The 24896-nt window shown below is 34.5% G+C and carries 19 protein-coding genes; 1 reads left to right on the forward strand and 18 read right to left on the reverse strand.

Annotated elements, in window-relative coordinates; all coding sequences use genetic code 11:
• The 11 genes from BN3326_RS16010 to BN3326_RS16060 all read right to left on the reverse strand — a co-directional run bounded on the left by BN3326_RS16010 (position 1) and on the right by BN3326_RS16060 (position 15261).
• Positions 1-954 carry a carbohydrate ABC transporter permease gene (locus BN3326_RS16010; RefSeq protein WP_330389746.1) on the reverse strand — a complete coding sequence of 318 codons (954 nt, stop codon included), beginning with the start codon at positions 952-954 and terminating at the stop codon, positions 1-3.
• 139 nt (positions 955-1093) lie between these two features.
• The gene (locus BN3326_RS16015; RefSeq protein WP_070000275.1) at positions 1094-2431 is read right to left on the reverse strand and encodes an ABC transporter substrate-binding protein; all 1338 of its coding nucleotides are present in this window, start codon (positions 2429-2431) and stop codon (positions 1094-1096) included.
• A 14-nt stretch (positions 2432-2445) separates the two neighbouring features.
• Entirely contained in the window at positions 2446-3963 is a 1518-nt protein-coding gene (gene arfA, locus BN3326_RS16020; protein WP_070000276.1) for an arabinosylfuranosidase ArfA, read from the reverse strand.
• A 450-nt stretch (positions 3964-4413) separates the two neighbouring features.
• Positions 4414-5322, reverse strand: a complete 909-nt coding sequence (locus BN3326_RS16025; RefSeq protein WP_070000277.1) for an ArsR/SmtB family transcription factor — start codon at positions 5320-5322, stop codon at positions 4414-4416.
• An 83-nt stretch (positions 5323-5405) separates the two neighbouring features.
• Entirely contained in the window at positions 5406-7304 is a 1899-nt protein-coding gene (locus BN3326_RS16030; RefSeq protein ID WP_330389748.1) for an ABC transporter ATP-binding protein, read from the reverse strand.
• A complete protein-coding gene (locus BN3326_RS16035) occupies positions 7304-9049 on the reverse strand; it encodes an ABC transporter ATP-binding protein (protein ID WP_070000278.1) in 1746 nt (581 codons plus the stop codon). Before BN3326_RS16035 ends, BN3326_RS16030 begins: the two co-directional genes overlap by 1 nt.
• A gap of 179 nt (positions 9050-9228) precedes the next feature.
• Complete coding sequence (locus tag BN3326_RS16040; protein ID WP_070000279.1) at positions 9229-10272, reverse strand: TolC family protein; 1044 nt, start codon at positions 10270-10272, stop codon at positions 9229-9231.
• Positions 10273-10319: 47 nt separating this feature from the next.
• Entirely contained in the window at positions 10320-11570 is a 1251-nt protein-coding gene (locus BN3326_RS16045) for an efflux RND transporter periplasmic adaptor subunit (RefSeq protein WP_070000280.1), read from the reverse strand.
• Between the two features lie 30 nt (positions 11571-11600).
• Positions 11601-13955 (reverse strand): ABC transporter permease, encoded by a 2355-nt coding sequence (locus tag BN3326_RS16050; RefSeq protein WP_070000281.1) that lies wholly within the window; start codon positions 13953-13955, stop codon positions 11601-11603.
• The gene (locus BN3326_RS16055) at positions 13955-14665 is read right to left on the reverse strand and encodes an ABC transporter ATP-binding protein (protein WP_070000282.1); all 711 of its coding nucleotides are present in this window, start codon (positions 14663-14665) and stop codon (positions 13955-13957) included. Before BN3326_RS16055 ends, BN3326_RS16050 begins: the two co-directional genes overlap by 1 nt.
• Positions 14665-15261, reverse strand: a complete 597-nt coding sequence (locus BN3326_RS16060; RefSeq protein ID WP_070000283.1) for a TetR/AcrR family transcriptional regulator — start codon at positions 15259-15261, stop codon at positions 14665-14667. Before BN3326_RS16060 ends, BN3326_RS16055 begins: the two co-directional genes overlap by 1 nt.
• Positions 15262-15719: 458 nt before the next feature.
• Between BN3326_RS16060 and BN3326_RS16065 the strand changes: the two genes are divergently transcribed.
• On the forward strand, positions 15720-16031 hold the full coding sequence (locus tag BN3326_RS16065; RefSeq protein WP_070000284.1) for a hypothetical protein: 312 nt from the start codon (positions 15720-15722) through the stop codon (positions 16029-16031).
• Positions 16032-16155: 124 nt separating this feature from the next.
• Here the strand turns inward: BN3326_RS16065 and BN3326_RS16070 are convergent, their stop codons facing one another.
• From BN3326_RS16070 to BN3326_RS16100, 7 genes are all read right to left on the reverse strand, one after another.
• Positions 16156-17790 (reverse strand): hypothetical protein, encoded by a 1635-nt coding sequence (locus BN3326_RS16070; protein ID WP_070000285.1) that lies wholly within the window; start codon positions 17788-17790, stop codon positions 16156-16158.
• 116 nt (positions 17791-17906) lie between these two features.
• Positions 17907-19529 carry a phosphoenolpyruvate--protein phosphotransferase gene (gene ptsP, locus BN3326_RS16075; protein ID WP_070000286.1) on the reverse strand — a complete coding sequence of 541 codons (1623 nt, stop codon included), beginning with the start codon at positions 19527-19529 and terminating at the stop codon, positions 17907-17909.
• Between the two features lie 320 nt (positions 19530-19849).
• Positions 19850-20815, reverse strand: a complete 966-nt coding sequence (locus BN3326_RS16080; RefSeq protein WP_070000287.1) for a glycosyltransferase — start codon at positions 20813-20815, stop codon at positions 19850-19852.
• 120 nt (positions 20816-20935) lie between these two features.
• Positions 20936-21925, reverse strand: a complete 990-nt coding sequence (locus BN3326_RS16085) for a Gfo/Idh/MocA family protein (protein WP_070000288.1) — start codon at positions 21923-21925, stop codon at positions 20936-20938.
• Between the two features lie 133 nt (positions 21926-22058).
• Positions 22059-22967: a hypothetical protein gene (locus BN3326_RS16090; RefSeq protein WP_070000289.1), complete on the reverse strand. Its 909-nt coding sequence runs from the start codon at positions 22965-22967 to the stop codon at positions 22059-22061.
• A 61-nt stretch (positions 22968-23028) separates the two neighbouring features.
• Positions 23029-24150: an anti-sigma-I factor RsgI family protein gene (locus tag BN3326_RS16095; RefSeq protein ID WP_070000290.1), complete on the reverse strand. Its 1122-nt coding sequence runs from the start codon at positions 24148-24150 to the stop codon at positions 23029-23031.
• Positions 24140-24715, reverse strand: coding sequence for a sigma-70 family RNA polymerase sigma factor (locus BN3326_RS16100; protein ID WP_070000291.1), 576 nt, complete (start codon positions 24713-24715; stop codon positions 24140-24142). The genes BN3326_RS16095 and BN3326_RS16100 overlap by 11 nt, the downstream gene beginning before the upstream one ends.
• Between the last annotated feature and the right edge of the window lie 181 nt (positions 24716-24896).

The raw sequence follows: 24896 nt of genomic DNA on the forward strand, positions 1-24896 counted from the left end.
CTAATCCTCCTTCCTAAATAAGCCAAAGATTTTAAGTTGTGCAAAGTTAAGTACTAGAGCGAATAAAAGAAGGACTATCCCAATAGCACATCCAAACCCTATATTGTTTTGCTCCCAGCCTTGTCTATATAAGTAACCTATAATAGTAAGACCCATATCATTAGGTGACTTATTGCTTCCAAAAAGCATATAGCTTTCTGTAAACATTGCCATACCTGCATAAATACTAATTGTTAAAACATATATCGTAATCGGTCTAAGCATTGGCATCGTAATATATAAGAACTTTTGTATAGTAGTTGCCCCATCAAGTGATGCTGACTCATTAACTTCTTGCGGGATGTTTTGCAGACCTGATAAAAAGTATAAGATATTTACCCCAGTCCACCTCCAGCAAGCTAAAATTAACAAAGCTGCAAAAGAAGTAGTTTGCATTTTTAACCACTTAATAGGTGTAAAGCCAAATACCCCAATAATTTGGTTCATTAAAGAACCAGGAAGCTCACCAAATATCAGTCTAAAGATTGTCGTTGCAACAACCGCTGAGGTCAGTGCCGGGATAAATAATGTGGATCTAAAAAAGTTTCTCCCAATCATATTTTTACTATTTAAAAAGCAAGCTAAAATCATTGGTATTGGAATAAGTAGTGCAAGTGTTAATACGGTATACATCATGCTGTTTCTTATCGCCTTAAAAAACGTAGGATTTAAAAGATTTTTATAATTTTCAAAACCTATAAATTCTAGTTTTCCTGGCAAAACAGTTTGAAAACTCATCGTGATCGTTGAAATAACAGGATATATAAAAAAGACTATAAAAATAATAATAAAAGGTGATATAAATACATAAGGTGCTGCTGTTTGGGAATATAAAAAAGCTTTAATACCTTTTCTAGGGCTAACTGTTTTTTTATTAGTAACAGCACTAGTCATGCTTTTATTATCAATATCCATTGTTTCTCTCCTTTCTGCAACTTACAAAATACTATGTAAATTCTACTTTATAAATTCTACTTTTGACTATGTAATAATATAGCACCCTACGCAGCTTATTCGCTGCTTGTGGTGCTATATTACTATTTATTAGTATAAATTAGTTGAGTTTGCTTTGTTCATCAGCTACAAGTGCTGCAGGATCTTCTAACTCTTCAAAAGCTCTAAATAATGTAGTGGTCTTAAGAGCATCCATAACTTTTGGAAGGTTTTCTCCTGTAACGATAGCTGGTATTTCATCTTTGATTTGTGCAAGCACATCAAATGGGCTGTTTAAGAAGTACTCTGTAAACTTATTAGGTGCTAAAACTTCTGGTTCATCCCATACTTCTGTTCTAATAGGATCAAATCCTAAGAAAGTCCACATTTTAATATTTGCCTCTTTTGATAGTTTTGCAAATGCTAAGAAATCTTTTGCAAGCTGTGGATCTTTTGCTTGATTTGTAACCGCTGTACCTGTTCCGCCTAAACCTACAGAACGAGGCTGTCCTTTTTCCCATACCGGGTTTGGTGCGATAACCATTTTTTGATTGAGGTCTGGCATATATTCTGTAAATCTTCCCATATACCAAAGTGGCATACTTACTGAAGCTGCCCCACCGTTATTCATAAAGCCATAGTATTCTTCTGCATGATGGAATGCACCAGGTGTTATAGCTATTGTTCCTTCTTTGATCATTTCTTGAACGAATGTAATAGCTTTAATAAATTCGGGTGAATCTACATTAGGTGAACCATCTGGTTTAAGTAAGTCTCCGCCTTGTGAAGCAAGCATTGGCCAGAAAGACCATGGGTCTGATGTTTCCATAGTTGCCATTGGTGCTCCTGTTGCATCCAATACTTTTTTGCCTGCTGCTCTAAAATCTTCCCATGTTACAATATCTTCTACTTTAACACCTGCTTGATCTAAAATTTCTTTATTATAGTAGGTTACAGATGCACCAATATGGAAGCAGATTCCATAGTACTTATCATCTTTGCCATAAATTTCTACACGAGATTTTACGATATTACCAAGCTCTGGCTCTACTACATCATTAAGAGGCAGTAATTGTGGTTCTCCTTTAAGGTAGTTTGCGAATTTACCAATCTCTATATCCGCAATATCCGGAGCCCCCACTCCTGATTGAAGTGCTATAAGCAGTTTACTATGCATATCATCATATGGAAGCACTGTAAAATTAAGGTCAATTTGTCTATCTGGGTTTTGTTCATTCCAAACGCTTACTAGTTCATCATAAAAAGTTGTATGTATTTCCTGGAATGTCCATAATTCAACTGGTGTTGCATCTGCTGATGGTGCAGTTTTTTCTGTAGCTGATGGTGTTTTAGTTTCTTTAGCCGTCTCAGAACTAGGCGTATTACCTCCTCCTCCACAACCTACTAACATCGTTCCTGCGAGTAAAATACTTGCGAGTTTTGCTGCCATTCTTTTCATATTTTATACCCTCCCTATTTTTTTTGAGTTCCAAGTCGTATAACATTCCATGAGGCTTTACCAAGTACTGTCTCTAATCTTCCATGATCCACTTTAGACCTTCCTTTATTACTTGGAATAACAGGTTGATTCTCTAATGTATTGTAAGCCTTAAGGTCATTACACGCTAGAACTAAGTGTTCAATTAACTCATAATCTTTAAAACTTCTAAAATCACATGCGAGGAGCATATCCTCTTCTAAATCTCTATTTACAGCAAAAATAGTAACTTCCTGATTTTCTTCGTTATACACTGCAGTAGCTTCAAGGTACGGTACATCTGTAAAATCTTTTGCATCGTACTTAGGTGTTGTAATAATAGGATTAAGTGCAATACCTCTGCCATATAAGGATGCATGAAGATAAGGATAGAATATTGTTTGCTTCCAAGCCCCCCCATTATTTTCTGTCATAATAGGTGCAATCACATTAACAAGCTGTGCAAGACAAGCCATCTTCACGCGATCTGCGTGTTTGATAAAAGTTATCAGCATACAACCTACTAAAAGTGCATCTTCAAATGTATAGGCATCCTCTAGTAATGCAGGTGCTTTTTGCCAAGGATTATTTTTCATTGTATCATCATCTGACGCATTGGAATGGAACCATACATTCCATTCATCGAAGCTAAGATTGATTGTTTTTTTACTGCGCTTCTTAGCTTTAACATAGTCACAAGTTGAAATAACAGTTTGAATAAAGTTATCCATATCCATTGATAGAGCTAAGAAATTAGAGGTATCATTGTCTCTATTCCCATAGTATTGATGAAGCGATATAAAATCAGCCACATCATAAGTATGTTCAAGCGTTGTAGCCTCCCACTCCGGAAAAGTCGGCATTGCAGTATTAGAACTTCCGCAGGATACCAGTTCAATGGTTGGATCGATAAGCTTCATAGCTTTTCCAGTCTCGAGTGCAAGCCTACCGTATTCCATAGGTGTTTTATGACCTATTTGCCAAGGCCCATCCATCTCATTGCCCAAACACCATGTTTTAATTTTATAAGGCTCCAGATAGCCATGTTTAATACGTAAATCACTATAATATGTACCTTGTGGATGATTACAATATTCAAGAAGATTACAAGCTTCTGCTATACCTCTTGTTCCTAGATTAACAGCCATCATTACTTCGGCATCAACTTTTTTACTCCATTTTGCAAATTCATTGATACCTATTTCATTCGTCTCAAGCGTCCGCCATGCAAGATCAAGCTTCTTGGGTCTTAGTTCTAAAGGTCCAATACCATCCTCCCAGTTATAACCTGATACAAAATTGCCTCCTGGGTAACGTATAATAGGTACTTTTAGTGCCTTTACCAAGTCCATAACATCTTGACGAAAACCATCTTCATCTGCTGATGCATGCCCTGGTTCGTATATTCCATTATATACTGCTCGGCCTAGATGTTCTATAAAAGAACCATAAATTCTGTTATCGATCTTGCCTATTACAAATTCTTTATCAAGCAACATATTAGCTTTTTTCATCTCCGTCTTCCTTTCTGTTTCATTTTAGCAATAACTATACCATTTCACCTCAAGGATATAAATCATACCACTCTCTATTTACTTTACTTTTTTCTAAACCATTATATTTTTTTATAAACCTTTTATATTTCATATTATAAACGAAAATTATAATAAGTCAACAACTATTTCTATAATAAATATTATTTTTTATCCATTTTTTCATAATTACCTTTATAGTTTCATAAACAATAGTGCAACCATTATATACTTCTATAAATTTATATTTACTTCGTTTACGCGCTACACTTTGCGTTTATTATTAAAAACGCATAAGAACTTAATTTAATTTGCATTTTTCTAAATCTATTAAATTCTTGTTATTTTTAGAGTGCTCATGCATGCCTCATAGTTTTTAGACAATAAAAAAAGCATTTCTTATTAAGTTGCTTCTTAATAAGAAATGCTTTTCTATTCAAAAATCATTCTAGCATTAATATGCTGATTGTAATTACCAAAACCTTTACCAAAAATAGTAAGACCGCCTACATTTTCAGCATCATTTGGTACAGCTATTTTTAATATAATATCACTTTTATAATTTAGATCTAATACATCAATGCACATGTCTGAGATTTTCCTGCCATCAATAAATGAACCTTCCTTATTAATAGACAACAACTTTAAAAGCCCATGCTGATTCCAATTAGGAGACCACCAAGAAGGTGTATAAATCCCTTGAATGGTTCCAAAATCCCCCGGGCTCGTCCAATAGCCTAGGCCGACTTCGTTAAGATAAAAATAGACATCACTTGGCCACTCTTCACAATAACCTGGCGCTTCCGAAGAAATTTCAAGTGAGATTTGTATTTCTGTAAGTTTTTGATTTGATTTTAAATAGTTAGGAATTCTATATTCTACAAATCCTTTGCCAAGCCAAATAATACTCGCATCACTTCTTTCTGGTGCATCAAAGTACCTTGGATCATCTACTTCGCCTATAATAGAATTCTTAGTAGAAAGACCACAGGTAGGATAAATACTGTAATTTGTATAGCTTCCAACAGGAATCTCAACTTGATACATACTATCTCTCACTGCATCTGCAAGAAAATCTATAATAAACCTGTTTTCTTTTAAATGACATATTTTCTGAGATCCTCGTTTGCCTGACATGAGTGCCACATCAATAAGTCCTGCATCAACAAGTATCTTCATATGTTGTGTCATAGCCCCATTAGTAATATTCAATTTACTTGCTAATTCATTAAGATTCATCTGTTTATTCTTAGAAAGGATTCTGACTAAATTCATCCGAACTGTAGATCCTAAAGCCTTGCATACTTCCACGATTTCCTCTGGGTTTGATATTTCTCTCATAATCTATCGACCTTTTCCTTTAGTATTATCTAAAGCTTATTATACGCCTATTTCGTATTTATGACAAGTAAATGCTTATAGTTTTAATAATCGACCCTTTTAATTTCACTTTTTATTAAACTAATAGAGTATTGCCTTTGATACAGATTGTAATAGCTTCCCTTTTTCATCACTAGTTCATTGTGGCTTCCCGATTCAACAATTTCTCCCTGATCCATCACCATGATCTTATCAACATCTCTTATCGTACTCAGTCTATGTGCAATAATAAAACTGGTACGTCCTTGCATAAGTTTTAGCAGGGCTTCTTGTATTTGAATTTCTGTCCTTGTATCTACACTGCTCGTCGCTTCATCTAATATTAAAATGGCAGGATCCGCAAGAATAGCTCTTGCTATCGCCAAAAGCTGTTTCTGTCCTTCACTTAGATTATTGCCCCCTTCAGCAAGGACTGTTTCGTATCCTCTTGGGAGCTGCTTAATAAAAAAATCCGCATTTGCCATTTTAGCAGCACGCACAACTTCTTTATCCGATGCCATCAGATTACCATATCTAATATTTTCTTTTATGCTTGCCGTAAACAGATACGTATCTTGAAGTACAATTCCAAAACATCTCCTCAAACTACTTCTTGTATAGTCTTTAATATTATGCCCATCTATTAGAATCTCTCCTTGATCTGTATCATAGAATCTAGACAGAAGGTTAACGATTGTCGTTTTACCTGATCCTGTTGCACCCACGAGTGCAGTACTGCTGCCAGCTTTTGCTTCAAAGGATATCTTTTTTAATACTTCTACATCTTTTCTATACCCAAAAGAAACATTTTTAAACACGACATCTCCTTTTGGAAAGTTGAGTACTATCCCTTCATCTTTATCTTCAGTTTCTTCTTTTTCATCTAAAACTTCGAATATACGCTCTGCTCCAGCCATTGCTGACTGCAAAGTGTTAAAGACATTTGCCAGTTCATTAAGAGGCCTTGCAAATTGCCTAGAATAGCTTAAAAAACTTGCAATCACGCCTACAGAAATTATATTATTTACCGCAAGCATCCCACCTACCCCAGCGACCGCTACAAAGCCAAGATTGTTAATGACATTCATAAGTGGCATCAAAAACCCGGACAAAATCTGTGCCTGTAGTCCAGCTTTAAATAGCTGCTGGTTAATTGTGCTAAAATTTTCTATCACTTGCTTCTCATGATTAAATGCTCTTATAATATGCATGCCCGTAATCGTTTCTTCTATATAGCCATTAAGCCTCCCAAGCTCAGCCTGTTGTGTTTTAAAATAAACTCTTGTTTTGGATGCTATAGTTCTTGAGAGTAAAAACACCAAAGGAACTGTAAAAATACTTGCAAGCGTGAGAAGTGGACTTAGAAATACCATCATACCAAAGGCGCCTAAAATCGTTAACCCCCCTGCTATAAGCTGTGCAATCGACTGTGAAATAGTTGTACTTACATTTTCTATATCATTCGTCAACCTGCTCATCATTTCTCCATGGGTATGTGTATCAAAAAAAGCTATTGGGAGCTTCTGCAGTTTCAAAAAAAGATTTTCCCTTAACTTCGTGACAATCCGCCTTGAGATACCTGCCATAATCCATCCTTGCAATAAGCTCGTCATACTGTCTATACTATAGACTATTAATAATAGGAATACGACCATTCTTAGTAAATATAAATTTATTGCCGTATCTGTTACAGATAATAGATCAATAGCTTTCCCTATAAGAAAAGGTACCGTAAGTGTCATGGCTGAGCCTAATACAACTGCCACACCTATGCCTATAAGTTCCTTGTACGCCGTTTTAAAATAAAGCCAAAGTCGCTTCATTACTCCTTTAAAATCTTTGGGCTTAACCACTGTACGCATAAAACGCCCACCAGGCCCACCACCCGATCTTCCAAATCCAGCTATATTCGGAATCCCTTTATGTAGTGAAGCATCTTCTCTATGTTTTTTTTGCTCTCCCACTACATCGCCTCCTTATCGCGCTGTGAGCTTAGAATTTCCCTATAAACTTTACAGTTATTTAAAAGCACCTCATGCTTTCCGTTGCCTACTATTTCTCCATGGTTCAGCACAATAATTTTATCGGCATCCATTATAGAAGATATTCTTTGTGTAATAATAAACGACGTCACCTCTTGCATATATTGTCTTAATCCAGATCTGATTTTTGCTTCTGTTTTTAAATCTACAGCACTGGTACAATCATCTAAGATAAGTATCTCTGGCTTTTTAATAAGTGCTCTGGCTATTGCAATACGTTGTTTTTGTCCTCCTGAAAGATTAACACCTCCTTGACCAAGCTGCGTTTCATAGCCTTCCGGAAAACCTGCGATAAATTCATGGGCTTGCGCAATAGATGCGGCTTCTTTTATTTCCTCCATCGTAGCCTTAGCTTTTCCCCATCTGATGTTTTCTTCAATAGTTCCTGTAAAAAGTATTGTTTTCTGAGGAACAACAGCTATTTTTTCTCTTAAATATTTAGGATTAATCGTTTTAATATCTACCCCATTTACTTTTACAGCACCTGATGTAGGATAATAAAAACCCGGTATCAGATTGATAAGTGTACTTTTACCTGCCCCTGTAGCGCCAATAACACCTACTATTTCCCCTTTATTACATTTAAAATCGATGTACTTAAGCACAGGACTTTCCAAAGTATGATGATATGAAAACCAAACTTTATCAAATACAACACTTCCTTTCTGAGCGGTGCTTTGAAATGCTTCATTTCCTTCATCAGTCAGCTTGTAGAAACTTTTTTCATTTTCTTCTTTAAATACTTGTTGAATGCGTTCACTTGATGCTTTAGCTCTTACAAAGCTCATAAAAACATGAGTAATCATTGAAAGTGAAAAAAGAATTTGAGTCATGTAATTAATAAAAGCAATAATTTCTCCTACCTTGATACTACCACTTTGTACCGCCGTACCGCCAAGCCAAAGTATGATAACTATGCCTATATTAATTGTAAGCTGTATAACTGGTGCAAATATCGCCATCCTTTTAGCTGCTCTCATATTAATGTTACTTAAGTATACATTCTTTTTCTCGAAACGTTCTACTTCGTAATCAAATCGATTAAATGCTTTAACTACTCTGACACCAGCTAAGTATTCTCTCATAACAGTATTAATTTGATCCAGTGCCTTTTGTATCTTAACAAAATAAGGATACCCCATACTCAAATTAATCACTATAAGCCAGACTATAATCGGCACAATAATAAGTAACACCAGTGACATTTTAGGACTTAAAGATACTGCCATAATAATACTCCCTATACATAAAATAGGGGCTTTAACAAAAATCCTCATGAGACCATTAATAAAGTTTTGTACTTGTGTTACATCATTTGTCAACCGCGTTATTAAAGAAGCGTCCCCAAAGGTATCTTTGTTTATAAAGGCGAATTCTTGTATCTTTTTAAATAAATCAAATCTCAGTTCACACCCTATACGATGAGAAACATGACTTGCTAGAGTTGCTCTGATACAGGCAAATACCGCTCCCATCGATGCTATCCCTAACATTTTCAAACCTTGCTGTATAACATATTCTCCATTTTTCTCTTTTACTCCAATATCCACTATTTTTGCCATAATAGTTGGCTGTAATAAATCACACAACGCTTCCGCTGTTAAACATAAGATACCTATAATAAAAACAACACCATATTTCCTCATATATTTATAATACATACGCATTTAAGTTAGTCCCCCGTTTTCACACACTTTAGAACACTTAAATTCTACTCCTATTTTGAAGCCTATTCAATACTGCCCTTGCCGACTTTCTCTTAACATTCTTATTATTTCAAGCTAAAGCACCCCCTAAGACTAAATGATCTTAGGAGGTGCTGCATACATCTTTAATACTTATGATGCTAGGCTTTAGAAATAATAGCTACCCATGGCTTCTCTATAACTTGTTTAAGTTGATTATACTGCGTAATAAGTTTGCGCAAGTTCATTTCAACCGCCTCTATACCAAGCAGTTGCTTTTGATAGGCTAAAGCCGTCATTCTGCCCACTTCATACTGTACCTTAGCAATATCAGCCTGTTTTTGAAGTAATTTAAGTTTTGTTTCTAGTATCCCAATCTGCTCTTCTAAGCCAATAAGCGAAGAATAATTATTCATGAGCATATCTTTCATCGCTTTTCTAGCATCCTCTAAAGCAGACAGATTTTTATCCGCAGCATATTGTTTATCTAAATAATCCGCATAAAAAATCGGCTGGCCTCCGGCTATAAGCACATGATCTTTTGCAAATTGCGCAAGATCCTTATCATATTTAAGATAAGTGGTTATCGTTGTATCTATGTAACGCTCTACATTTCCCGGAACACGAAAAATCTCAAACGCAAGTTTATCCTCTAAAGTGTACTGAGCCAAGTCTTTACCTGTAATAAGCTTAAAATAACTTTCTTCATTACTAAGAAATTCAATCTGAGATGCTTTACTGTTCTTTAGTTCCTCAAGTTCAAGCTTTATAGTATCATATTGAATAGCACTCACAAATCCTACTTCTTTTTTAGCTCTCACCTGCTCTAATTCTCTGGTTTTAAGCAAAATAGTATGATCTAAATGGAGCAGCTCCTCTTTAAGACTAACGATTGTATTATAGCGATTTGTAATATCATAAGTAATCTGATCCTTTAGAACTTCAGCCTGATTTTCATTTTTGGCTTTTTCTAAGTAGATGCTTTGATAAATCTCATAAGCATTATTTTGATTGGCCTTTAGTCTTTCTCTAAGTAGCTCTTTCTCCTTAGCATTAAGTGAAAGATGATTACTATAAGTAAAAGCTGCCTTAACAGCCTCCTCACGGGTTATGACCTGCTTCTCATCGGCTGCATAAATGAAGTTGCTGCCAAGAACAAAAAGCGTCAGCCCTATTGCTACTATTTTTTTTAAATAACTTTTCATTTCTTTCACCCCTTATCTTCCAATAATCAATACTATTTCCCCTAAACCTAAGACTTAGTTGGTACATCACTTTTGAGCACTATACCTTCTTCTAGTTTATCATCTGGAGAAACAATAACCAAGTCACTCTCATGAAGGCCTGAAACAACCTCAATTTGTCTTTTGCTTTCTATACCTTTTTGAATTTCTTTTATGAGGGCTATATTGTTTTCACTGACAAAAACATAGTGCTTCCCATTTTTTTCAAACACTGTATTTTCTGGAATCAATAACACATTTTCTTTTTGATTAATGATGATTTTAAGATCCAGATCATAACCTGGGCGAAGTCCCTCTATCTTTTCATCTAAGTCTATTGCTACTTTGATTCTTTTTTGCTCAACCCCTAAATCTGACACTTTGCTAAAAGCTTGGGGATATATTTTTTTAACCGTTCCCTTTACCGCCTCAATGCCCAAATCTTTATGAGAAATCTCCACGGCTGTGCCTATCTTGATCTTGGCAATCTCAGCTACAAGTACATCACTCTCAATATATAACGCTTCTCCATCTGCAATCTCCATTACCTGAGTACCTGGCTGCACATAAGCGCCTGCTTCCACAAATTTTGACATAACCGTTCCTTTTAAAGGTGCAGTTACCACATAATCTTCACCTTGGCTCCTTAACTTTTCCATCTGAATATCCAATTGCTTAAGCTGTGCATTGTAGCTATTAATAATGTTTTCAGATACGGGTTTTTTAATAAGATCTAAATCCAAATTGATTGCTTCAAGCTGCGCCTCAGCTTCTTGAAGCATAGTCAGTGTAACATGGTATTCTTCATAACTGATAGCCTCTGCCTCATAAAGTGTCTTATTAACCTCATTTTGTCTTCTGGCCTCTTCTACTCTCTTTTTCTGCGTATTAAGCTGTAATTCTAATTTTTCAATTTCTTTTCTGTCTATGGGTTTAACTGCCTCATTATATTGTGCCATCAAGGCAGATTTCTGAGCTTCTAGTTCCATGATTTGTCTTGAAAGCTGCTGGCCGTCTATCTTGACTAAGACCTCGCCTTGATCTACGAAGTCCCCAACATCTTTCATAACTGCCGTTACTTTACCCGCAGTTGGTGCAAAAACACTTCCCTTATTTTCTGATACTACAAGTCCTAATTCTTCTACATACTCACTAATATTACCTTTTTGTACAGCTATAGTTTCTACTTCTACCGATTGACTTTTATTTGTCATTAAAAATCCTGCCGTACCCAAAATAGCTACTCCAACCAAAACAATTCCTATTACTTTTTTCTTCACTTTATTCACATCCCTTATTCATAATTGTGATTAAGAAATTCTATTTTTTAATGCCTCCATAAAATTCAGGCGATAAATCTTTCTAATCGTCGCAAGTTGTGCTATGGTCACAAAAAACATCGTCGCTAAAGCTGTTATCACATAACTAATCGGCTCCATAACAAGTGGAATAGTGTATAGATCTGTCGATAAAGACGCTACAAGCCCCAGACACATTCCATAGCCTAAAGGCATACCTAGAAGCATTCCAAATACTGCCATAATACTGTTTTCTTTAGTGATCATTTTATAGATCTCTTTTTTATCAAAACCCATTACCCGAAGCGAAGAAAATTCCATAGTTCTTTCACTGATACTAATAATGGTTACATTATAGACGATTGCAAATCCTAAAATAGCGCCAAATAACATGAATACACCTACCGAGACTATCATCATATCCATAAACTCCAGAAAGCTGTTTTTCATATCTATTACGGATTGTACTTGTCTAATATTTTTCACGTTCTGAAGCTTAGTAACGACCTCATCCCTAGAATTTATCATAGCCCCAGTAATCATGCCTTTTTCTCCTAATAAGTCACCCATAGCCTCTATATCTATATAGGCATTAGAGCCTAAGTATTGCTTAGTAATCCCTTTTACAAGAATAGGTTTATCTTCCTTATCCGGAAGAAAGTTTTTGATGATGATTTCATCTCCCACTTCTATACTTAGGGACTTCGCTAGATTTTCTGAAAGAATCATGCCATTACTTGGCAAATCTATAGGATAACCAGCCGGGCTCTTAAAATGATAGAAGTCCGTATTCTGTGAGATCCCAATAACACTTACAACTTTTTTCTTCCATCCATTCCTAAGTTCTAATGGAATCTCCGTCTTAGGTTCTATATGATCAATCTCAATGATTTGAGACAGTTCTCTTATGGCATTATGATTCATCCCACCTGCAAAATCAATATTATACTCCATGGTTTGAAATTCCCCATAGTGTAACTCAAAAAGATTAGGCCAAACCGAGGACATAAAAACAGGGATCATAGTGATACTATAGGTTAGTGCAATTCCCAACATCAAAAATACAGCTCTTCTTTTATTTCTAAGTATATTACGTATCACCATCTTGCCACTAAAGGAAATATTATTCCAGATAATCTTAATTTGTTCGAGCCAGATTCTCCCTCCAGCTTTAGGCGCTTCTGGTCTCATAGAATCAGCAGGAAGTATCTTGAGAACACTTCTAGCACCCATAAGTCCAGATAATACACAAAATATGCTGGTTAAAAGAATACCATATACAAAATAGATCGTATACACTTTCATCTCAAACATAGGAATATTCATATAGAGGATATATAAATTAGTAAAAGCATCTGCTAAAGGTATGCTAAGTAAGATTCCTATAATAGACCCTACAAGCCCGATCATAACTGAAAATTTTGTATAATGCGCTAATATGCTGAAATTATTATAACCTAGTGCTTTCATGACCCCTATTGACATTCTATCATTTTTAACAATTCTAGAGAGCATGACATTAATAATAACTGCTGCTACAATTAAAAATAATAAGGTAATCGCAGTTGCCATCACTTCTAGTGATTCTATTTCCTGCATCATCATACTATGACTGAGATGATCTTCTCTTTTAATTGTCCGTCTTACCCCATAGCGATCTAAGGTATCTTCTATTTCATCTACCACTCTGTCTATTCGAGGAATATATTCATCCTTTATCTTAATCATAACTTCATTATAACTGCCCTGATAGCCTAAAATAGATTGTGCAAAATCTTCCGTAACATAAATGACTCCAAATTTTTCTGGTGCTGGTATCAGAGCTTGCTCATTTTCCATAAGATATATGTACTCCGGACTCCCAACGATACCCACTACATCCAGCGGATATTCTCGTCCTGCAATATATGGAATGATTGTATCTCCTAGTTTAATCTCTCTCGCATCTGAAAACTGCTGCAGTACCATGGCCGCTTTTGAATTACCAGCGAGTTCTCTTCCTTCTAACGTATAAGCACTATTAAGCCCTTCTTCTTTTGGGAGGGAAACAACCCGCACTCTTACTTTTTCATTGGGATCTTTCACTCTAAGAGGGACATCCTGGCTCACGCGCCCCTGGGCTCTTTCGACGCCTTCTATACTATGTAACTTATCTATAGCTGATGCTGGTATCCTCACTACCTCTACAAAAACATCACCAAAGCTCGTAACTTCATAGTAGTGAAATACAGAATCATTTAAATTGTCTGCTACCATACTAAAAGAAACATAGATCGTGAGTGCTAAAACAACCATTACTGCAAGGGAAATAAACTGTCCTTTTGCGTTTTTAATCATTCTAAATAGCCTTACATCTAATTTCTTCATTACCACTCAATCCTTTCAGGAGGGACTGGATTATTATTAATCTTTGTTTCAACAATTTCTCCACTTCTCATCCTAATGACCCTGTCTGCCATCTCTCCGATGGGTACGTTATGCGTAATAATTACAATAGTCTTATTGTATCTCTTATTAATTTGTTTGAGGAGAGATAAGATTTTTATCCCCGTTTTAAAATCAAGAGCTCCTGTAGGCTCGTCACAAAGAAGCAGTGCAGGATTTTTGGCCACCGCTCTTGCTATGGCTACACGCTGCTGCTCTCCCCCGCTCATTTGAGCTGGAAAATGATCTTTTCTATCTTCTAGCCCCACAGCATCCAGTACTTCATCAATATCTAAAGCATTTTTACATATTTCTGTAGCGAGTTCCACATTTTCTCTACTGGTTAAATTAGCCATCAGATTATAAAACTGAAAAACAAAGCCAATTTTTTCTCTGCGATAGGCCGTTAGTTTTCTATCGTTATAACGTGTGATCTCTTCGCCCGCCATAAAAACCTTGCCTTCTGTAGGCAGATCCATGCCGCCTAAAATATTTAAAAGCGTACTTTTACCAGAACCGCTCGCTCCCAATATGACAATAAACTCTCCTTCATAGAGTTCAAGAGAAACCTCCTTATTAGCAGCTACTGTTACTTCGCCCATCTGGTAAAATTTATTGATATTTTCAACCTTCATTAAAACATTCTTTGTCATTACTTTTTCACCTCGTCTCCCCCTAATAGGCCATACTTTAGAAAATCATAAAAATTTTCCACCAATCCTTCTATTTCTTCTCTGCTCTCAAACTGCTTTTTTGAATACTTAGCCGTGATCCCTTCAAGAATCATAATGAGCATTTCTGTCATAAAGTCTACATTAACTTTTCTGATTTCCCCCTTTTCCATCCCCTCTTTTATAATGTTTCCAAACATCATTTTGCTGAAATTATACTTTTCTTCAATTAATTTTTCCATCACATAAGGTATCGACATACAATCTTTGTAAAAGGCAATGGAGTAATTTTTTGAAGTTTCCTTATTAAACTGCATTAAATAGTCTATCTTTTTTAGAATTCCCGTAATCTTACTCATTTCTTCTTCTATCAAAATATAAGTTTTGTTCATTAGAGAAAGTACTACTTCTATAAAAAGGTCTTCTTTTGAAGCAAAGTGCTTATAGATTGTCATCTTACTTATACCTGCAGTCTCTGCAATATCCTCCATAGAAACTGCCCTATAGCCTAAGTTTATAAAAAGTTCTTCTGCTTTTTCCATTAATCTATTGTATTTTATTTCACTTTGAGTCGCCATGTTGCATAATGCACCTCCTAATTATATCTAGCTATGCTTGCCTCACTATTGTACTTTTATACCCAAATAGTACAATATTATTGTACACTTAAAGGAAAAGTTTAGCAATAGAAATACAAAAAAACCCTTATCCTATTGGATAAAGGTTTTAAAATTGGTTATCTATTTTACTAAACCAAAGACCTTTACCCTAAAGTAAAGGTCTTGTCATTTCATCATAAACCGGAAGTATTATACTTCGTAGTGACGGCAATAGCACTGGTAACCAGCTGACTACTCCCCTTTTGTAGTATTGTATCATAAGCTTAATATCCAATCAATCTTATTTAGTTAATTTCTGATTTTAAAATAGTCTTATGAACTATCCTAGTATTTTTTTAATTTGTAGGATAATTTGATTTTTTCTAGACATGCTAATCAGTAGATACTTTATACTACAGTCAGAAAGGATTATTGAAATGCAAATAGATGAAACCCTTAAATGTCCTAAATGCTCTGGTACAGATTTTATAGCTAGATACGAATCAACTTATGTTTATTCCTATAAAATTGAGCCTGCCAAAAACGATGGTAATGATACAGTACCGGATGCTGTCCCCTTCTTATTTGATGACCGAGAACAAAAAGGCTCCAGGCAGTATGTAGAATGCTCCAGCTGCAAAGCCAAATATCCTTGCGAATTTACAATGGACCAAAAGCACGTCGACTTTACCATTGTACAAAAAGCCATTCGTGGCAACTATGCAACTGATGTAGAATTTTGGGGCTAATTCACCTGATTATAATTTAAATATTAATTCTCCAATAAAATAAGGACGGAGTAATCCGTTCTTATTTTGCTATATTGTATTATTAGCCTAATACCTCTGTCTTCTGCTACTAAACACTATTCCACTACTTCCAAAATCTCTGCGGTACGAAGCCAAATAACACAGGGGCAGATGATCCATTTGGAAGCATATACACGAATTGATTTGGGGTATTAGCCTTAACCATTCCTACGAGGGTTGCTATTTTTTTACTGGATAATACTTCTTCTGTTGGACTATCAAATACTCTGCCATTATGCCACTTAATGGCGCCTCGATAAGCACCGCCTCTGGCATTAAGAATGATACCCATATCCTCATGATTCTTTATTTCAACAAAGACTGATACGCCATAATTACCCATATTTTTAACTGTTTCTCCTGTCAGTGCGTCTTTTCCTGTAACCCACTCTTCCTTTTGACTGCCTATAACTAGCTTAGAGGGATTGCTTATGTGTGTTGCATCTATAGTATAATAGCGTTCTGTAATGTCAAAAGTTCCTCTTATATGCTGATCTTTCTTAAGAACCCCAAGCTTCGAAAGATTATCTAGTGATGAATTATAATCTAAAGCTGCAACAGTAAAAGTCACTGCACCATCACTTTCAAAATCCAATAATCCAGAGATTACATCTTCTTTTTTCCAGTCTTTTTGCAGCGCACTGTCATAAATACATACCATCTGTCCAGCTTTAATCACATATTCCTTTTTTGATGTTCCTTTAAAGTAATCTCTTAAAGCTGCCTGCCCCATACCTAATATATCTTTATGAGGTCCTTTAATAGATTGGTTTGCAATGGAGAGCTTAATATCCCGATCTTCATGGGTTGTGGCTATTATTATGAGTTTTTTATTAACATTTATTGCATTTTGATGATGAACAAGCAAGCGTCCTTGTCCACTTACAGTATCCTTATACAGAATGCCGCTTGATAAAATACGTTCAGGTGAATTACTTACAATAAGCGTCCCTGGCTTATCTGTGACGGTTACGTTTGTTATATTATCAAATGTATTATAATCTTTGTCTATGTATCCTTCTAAGAGATCTCCTTGTTTGCCCTTTGTAAATAAGTAATAGCCATCTCTTTCTATTTTTTCTGTGCCTACTTGTACAATGCATACTTTAGGCGCGGACCAAACGCCCCATTCATCTTGAATCTGCACACTTACTTCATACTTTCCTGTTCTTGTAAGATACTTAGGTTTTCCGGCTATTTTTGCCCCTGTACTCAGGTTCTTATACGTCCACTTCTGGCTGCGAATTTTTAATTCATTAGGGTTATCATATGCATAAATAAAACCAAGTTTTTCTCCTATTGCATACATAGGTTTATCCATTTTAAATGTTGTTATTGTAATAGGTTTGTTTTTTATAATAGTTAGTTTTCTGCTAACTTGCTCACTCCACTTACCTTCTTGAGATTTTACTCTTAAAGCTACTTCATATTGTCCTGGTGCTATATTATTAAGAAGGGTGGATAAATTAGAACCTTTTTTCGGTTTCTTATTAATGACGACCATCCATTCCTTTTGTACAATCTTTTTCCCTTGTCCCACATAACTTGTATCAATAATTTCTATAGGTTCCTTTTGCTGATATTCCTTTTTTGTAAACTCAAATTGTGCTACAGGCTTAACCTCGACTGCAAATAGCGTTGTAGCAAATATAAAAATTAATAATATCATACCTAGGGTGAGTTGTTTATGTCTTTTCATAAGCTATTCCTTTATATTTTATAGTCATATTAAGTCATACTTTAATCTTAAGTAACTGTTTCTTTATATTATAACAGAATATGACAAGAAAAGCATCTTATGGAAGCAATAAAAAGTTAGTTAAGTATTTGGGCAATAGATTTTCTGACAGCTAATACGGAAGACGGACTTACTGAAAATTCATCAAGCTGCATTTTTACAAGCTGAGGGATTGCTCTCTCATCTCCAGCCATTTCACCACACATGCCGCACCATATACCATTTTTATGAGCTGCTTCTATCGTCATTTGAATAAGACTAAGTACCGCTGGATGCATAGGATCATAAAGGTGTGCTACGTTGGTATTCATACGGTCTATCGCTAGAGTATATTGAATAAGATCATTTGTTCCAATGCTGAAAAACTGAACATGCTTTGCAAATTCTTCTGCAATTAGTGCTGCAGATGGAATTTCAATCATCATACCAATAGCTATGTCTGACTTAAATGGTATATTTGCACTACGCAGTTCTTCTTTACAAACTTCTAACAATGACTTTGTTTCTAAGAGCTGGCTGAGTGATCCAATCATTGGAAACATTATTTGGATTTCACCATAAAACGCTGCACGCAAAAGTGCTTTGAGCTGAGATTTAAACAAATCTTGTTCTTTTAGACAAAGCCTTATCGCTCTTAACCCTAAAAAAGGATTTTCTTCATGCTCTGTTTTTAAATAGGGTATTTGTTTATCTCCACCAATATCTAGCGTTCTAATCACCACCGGCCTATCCTTCAATTTTTCTGCCACTGTTTTATAAAGTTCAAACTGTTCTTCTTCACTTGGCATATTTGTTCTGTCCATAAACATAAATTCTGTTCTAAAAAGACCAATCCCGTCTGCCTTGTTTTCTAATACTAGCTCTAATTCTTGAGCTGAACCAATGTTTGCTGCTACTAAAATTTTACGCTCGGATGAATAATAAAGTTCTGTATCCTTATAAGCCTTTAGCCCCTCCTTTTCATCTTGATATGCTTTTTCCATTTCTTTGTACTGCAATAACGTTAACTCATCTGGATTAAGAATAACTTCTCCTTTGATGCCATCTATAATGATTAGCATCCCATTTTCAACTTTTTGAGTCACATTCTTTAGTCCAACTACTGCTGGTATTTGTAAACTTCTTGCCATAATGGCACTATGGGATGTTACACCTCCAACATCAGTTAAAAATCCAATGACTTTAGTTTTATCTAGCTGTGCTGTATCTGAAGGCGTAAGATCATGAGAAACAACAATAGTATTTTCCCCTATTTTTTTCATTTCATCTTCTCTGATTCCTAATATATTCGCTAATACTCTAAAGCCAACATCTTTAATATCTGCCGCACGTTCCTTCATATAAGCATTATCCATCTGCGAAAATAGATTACAAAAAGTCTTAGTTACATCACTCACTGCTGCCGTGGCACTTTTTCTTTCATTTTTTATGGCCATTTCCGCCGTTTCAATAAATTCTGGGTCTTCTAAAAACATAAGATGACTATCAAAAACTAACGCTTCTTCTTCCCCTATTTCTAAAATTGCTTTATCTCTAATTTGAATAATTTGTTTTTTTGATTCTTCTATAGCATCTTTTAAAATACTAAGGTGATTATCAATATCCTCAACTTCTGAGTGATCAATCATTATTTCTTGCTTTTTCTTCAAATAAACATGTCCTATGGCATAACCTTTGGACGCCGCAATGCCTTTTATCATAATATTTCCCCTTTCTTTTTAAACGTGATCTGTTACTGCAGTAAGATGAGATTTGATGATACTTTTTTATAAGATTAGGAAGTTCCCCCTCAAGTCAGCTTTTTAGTGAATAACACAAAAAAGGCAAAACCCAACAAACTAGTTAAGGGTTTTGCCTGCATTATCAGTAACAATCCATAATATATATTATTAATTGGAATAATAGCATATTTTTCATACTTAGTCAACGTTATTTGGGGTAGATTTCTTTGACAATCTCTTAAATATACTTAGTTTATTAATCCACCTAGAAAACACTTTCTATTATCATATGATACGAGCTATTTAAAAATGCTTGGCTTTTGAATGGGTTTGACTCTATCTAGTGCTCTTTTAAGTTTTTCATCATTACATATTGCTCTTATTTTTTTCATCTTTTCTGTAATCTGTGTTCTGTTCTCTTTACTATGTCTGCTGGTTGCATTGTATATTGCACAAAATGCCATCCCTATATAACGTATATCCAACCTGTTTAACATATAGTCTGCAAGTTTTTCTTTTTTTAATAACTCTTCTAAAAGATGGTGTACATAGATTTGATCTTCCCACATATTAGGATTATAGCTATGAAGTACTGATTTAGGATTACGCCTATAGTGATACCAAACCCCATGATCTATACATAACCCATCAGATTTTAACAAAGCTTCTACTGTAAAAACCAGATCCTCCATAATAGTAACACCTTTTTTAAATCTAAGATTGTGTTTATCAATAAATTCTTTTTTATAAAGGCATCGCCATACACATCCCATAATATAGGTATACTTAGGCATAAGATCATCTATCCCTATCATATTAGCTACTATATCATCTATGACTTCCTGCTTATTTAAAATATCTTTTTTTATTCTTAAAAATTTAGGAGAACTTCCGAGTCTATCATTTTTGTAATAATTACATAAACAAACAGCATGTTCTGAGTGAACTAACTTATTATACATACTTTCATACATTTGGGGTTCTATCCAATCATCTGGGTCTACAAATCCTATGTAATTTCCTTTTGCTAAATCTAAACCCGTATTTCTGGCCTGAGCGACCCCCTCATTAATTTTATCAACAACGCATATTCTCTTGTCTTTAGCTGCATAGTGCTTACATATTACTAAGCTGCTATCTAAAGAGCCATCGTTAATAAGTATTATCTCTATATTTGGTATAGTTTGTGCAAGTATACTATCTAAGCATTTAGCCAGATACTTCTCAACATTATAAATAGGCACAATAATACTGATCAAGTCCATAAATCCACCTTCTTCTATTCTTAAATGATAGATTATAAAATATTTGTTATCTTCATTATATTCTATATAAATCTTATACTAAGAATAAAATTGATTCAAGCATCAGTATTATAAAAATAACTAAAACTCTATTTTATAATACGCCTCAAGCAGCTTGTCTGTCATTTTCATCAAATTAACAGCTTCTTCAAAATTTGCAAAACTTTTTTCTTTACCTATTAGCTCATTAACTATTGCTTGCTGATAAGGCATTGCCACATGTTCAGGTTCATCAAATCTATAAACTTCTGGGGTGCCATCTTTAATAACAGTAAAACACTTAACAGCTAACCCATCATATATAATTCTGCCCTTATCCCCAACTATCTGTACTTCATTGATATCTTTATCTGCAACATAACACCAGGTCCCAGAACCTATAATGCCATTTCTAAATTTAAAGGTTGCTGCAATCGTATCATCCGCCTCATAATAGCCACCTTTATTTTCTACTATGCCCGTCATAGATATTATATCGCCAAAATAAAATGTTAAACAGTCAAGCACATGAATCCCCATGTCTAAAAATTTTCCTCCTCCTGATATATTTGGTTTAACTCGCCAAGGTAAATTGTTTCTATCAAGTTCTGCCTCTTCAACCTTCATGATCTGTGTAACATAGACATATCTAATCTCACCAATTTCTTTATTATCAAGAAGTTCTTTAATTTTAATAAATTTCTCTAAGCCTCTTCTGTAAAATGCTGCATAAACAGGTATTTTAAGTTTTTCTGATAAACTTTTAATCTCCAGACACTCTTTATAATTCATGGCTACCGGCTTTTCAACATAAGGTATCTTACCAGCCTCTAAACACGCAAGTGCGTATTGCTTGTGAAATAAAGGTGGTGTTGCAATATATACAATATCAACATCCTCATCTGACAAAAGCGCTTCCACAGTATGATATACCCTTTCTACCCCATGCCTTTTAGCATAACAAACTGCTTTATCGTAGTTTCTATTGAAAACACCTACTAAGTTAGAGTGGTTGGCTTTATAGAGTCCTGGGCCACTTTTCACCTCGGTCACTTGTCCACATCCTATAATCGCCCAATTAACATTTTTCATAAATATCTCCTTATCTCTTTCTTAAGTTCAAAGTTATTAAAAATATTATAGCATATAAAAAAACTGACCTCCAACAAGTTAGATTTTTTGGTCTAATTTATTGGGATCAGTTCATTGAAAGGCCTTCTTTTATCTATTTCTTTACAGTAACTTCAAGTATTTTAAATAACTCTGAATCTGAATTTCCTATCTTAATATCTATCATTTGGCCAGCCTTTAATGCATTTACATTGGGTTGCTTTTTTTCACCTTCATATTTAATTTTAATTTTATTATCAAATGCTATTTTAAATGAACCTTTGTCTTTTGCCGCAGCTTCTACAACAATATATTTTGCGCCATTATTAACTTCTATAATTCTAACATTTTTAAGTGTGGTCTGTTTTTCGCCTTTATCATCTTTTTCATCTTCATCATCTTCTTTATCTTTTTTATCTGCATCATCTTTTTCCTCTTCAGTTTTTCCAGTATCTACGGTAAGCATCTTTATTTCAAATACCGATGTTTGTGGTGGAAGGGAATATGTCATTTCTTTAGCATGTGTTACGCTTACCCGCATATCTGTTTTAAGATCTTCTACAGTATACACTTTCTTATTTTCTTCATGTGAAATTTTAGTCTGATCAGAGATATTTAAAACAATATAGTTCTCTATCTTATCTTCACTTTCTTTTTTAAGAATTATGACTTTTTTATGTGCTGCATCTACAGCCTTAATAATTGCTTCTGGAATTAAAACGGACTCTTTTTCCTCACCTGGCTGTGTAGCTGTTTTTGTAGTCATTATCATCGTATTATTTTCAAGCTTAATCTGCATATCCATGATCTTTGCTACATCAGCTAATGGGATATAGGTCTTATTATCATAATTAATTGTTTTAGTATCTTCAAGTACCTTTTCCCCATTTAACGTGTAAGAAATAGTGGGATTAAGATACGCCTTAATAGTTTTTAAGGCTGGTTTTGCAGTTAGTGTGAAACTTACTGCCACTAAAGTCCCTAAAAAAACACCACTCTTTATTTTTTTTGTTAATTGTTTCATTTTAAATCCTCCCTTAGTTTATTTAACTTTATGTGAAGTATTTTATAGATACTTACTTCTTTTATCTTGTTCTCTCATTCCTATTGTTTCCCTTGTTATTTTCCTTATTATCCTTTTTATTATTGTAGCTATTATTTATATTGCTATTTTTTTTAATATCCAGGTTAGATTCTACTTTCTTCTCTCTACTATCTTGTTTATTGTTTGAATCTTTTTTTTGACTATTATCTTTATCATCCTTTTGGCTGTTTTCTTTTTTAGCTCCTTCTTCTTGACGTTCAAGTTTTATTTCTGATTTATTCTTGGCTTCACTCTTTTCTTGATCTTTAATTTGTTGATCCGTATTTATTTTTACTATTTGTTTTTGTTCTTTTTTTTCAGTTTTACCTGCTTTGTCTTCCTTATCTTCTTTTGTATTATCAGGACCATTATCCTTTTTAAGGCTGTTTATTTGATTGACAATCTCTTTAACTGTATAACTTTTATAATCTTCTATTGTTACTTGATCATCTAAAACTTGCAGCTTATAAATTAACTGAAGCTTACCGGCTGTTATACCGATCTCTTCTGCCAGTTCTCTCTTTTGCAGGGCTACATGTGCTGTAACTATTTCAAGATTTATTTTTTCCTCCATGGCATAGTGCTCTATAGCGTCTTTGCAAATCTCTATGAGGTCTTGCGCTTTATTAGTATCATCCGTCACTGAGGTTAGGGCAATCGCTCCTTCATCTTTTTCAGATAAAAACCCTTGAAGCTTTGCTGTTTCAACAATATCTTTGATCGCCTCTTTCAACTCTTTATTTAAAATAGGCTTAACCTTTAGAATATCTTTTCCTTCACTGTTATACCCCTTAACGGATACAACTCTATCCCATCTATTAACACCAACTTCTATACTTGGATTAATATCCACATCTACATAAGCTACTGGCATTTGGTAATAATTATAACTTCCTATCATTGTAATTACAAAAATTAAACATGCAACTACAGAAACACCCAGCATGTTTTTAGAATAATAATGCCATACTCTATTTTTTTTTATGCCTGCTTTTCTTAGTACGGATGACTTAATTCTTGCTGATGTCTTCTCATCTATTTTCAAGGCTATATCCTGCTCTAGTAAATGATTAACTTGTTCTAAACTACATTCATCAAATAATTCTGATAGATCAGTTAACATTTTTATCCCCCCCTTCCCAAACTTTCTTTAATTTGATAAGCGCCCGAGAAATTCTTTTATCGATTGTATTAACTTTAATGCCCATTGCTTCACTAATCACTTTTGAAGGCTGTTCAAAGAAATATTTACGGATGAGCATTTCACTATCTGGCTCGCCTAAAGCTTTAATTTCTTCTATTACCCTATCTCTTATTTCTTTATCCTGATCTGCATTTTTATAATCACTACTTAAATAATCAAGTTCTGACTCTTTAAAGTCTTCAATAGAGATAACTTTGCTTTTTTGCTTATAATACTTTCTATAAATATCAATGGCTTTTCGTTTTGCAACTAGCGCTAAAAAAGCTTTTATTGATCCTTTATTTAAATCTATTTTTTCACTGTTTCTATATAATTCATAGAATACATCACTTACGCACTCCTCAATATCTTCTTTACTGCAGATTGTGGCAATTTTATTATGTACAATGCTATATACAAGGCCCATATAGGTATCCATCATGCATTCTAACCCTTTGTCTTTTTTAGTTCTTAGAAGCTCTATAATTTCATTATCTGTTGCCACATTATCACCTGCCTTCTTATTAGCTTTCCATATCTTTCAATAATTATATTCGTACAACATTTCTAGAATCTGACAACTTATGCCATTTTTAATAAATTATTTTTTATATTTTGTTTTCTATTTATTTTATAATCCAATTCTCATCACACATTTACTTCCAAAACAATAAAATATTAGTGTA

It is taken from the genome of Cellulosilyticum sp. I15G10I2, assembly GCF_900095725.1.
GTDB lineage: Bacteria > Bacillota > Clostridia > Lachnospirales > Cellulosilyticaceae > FMMP01.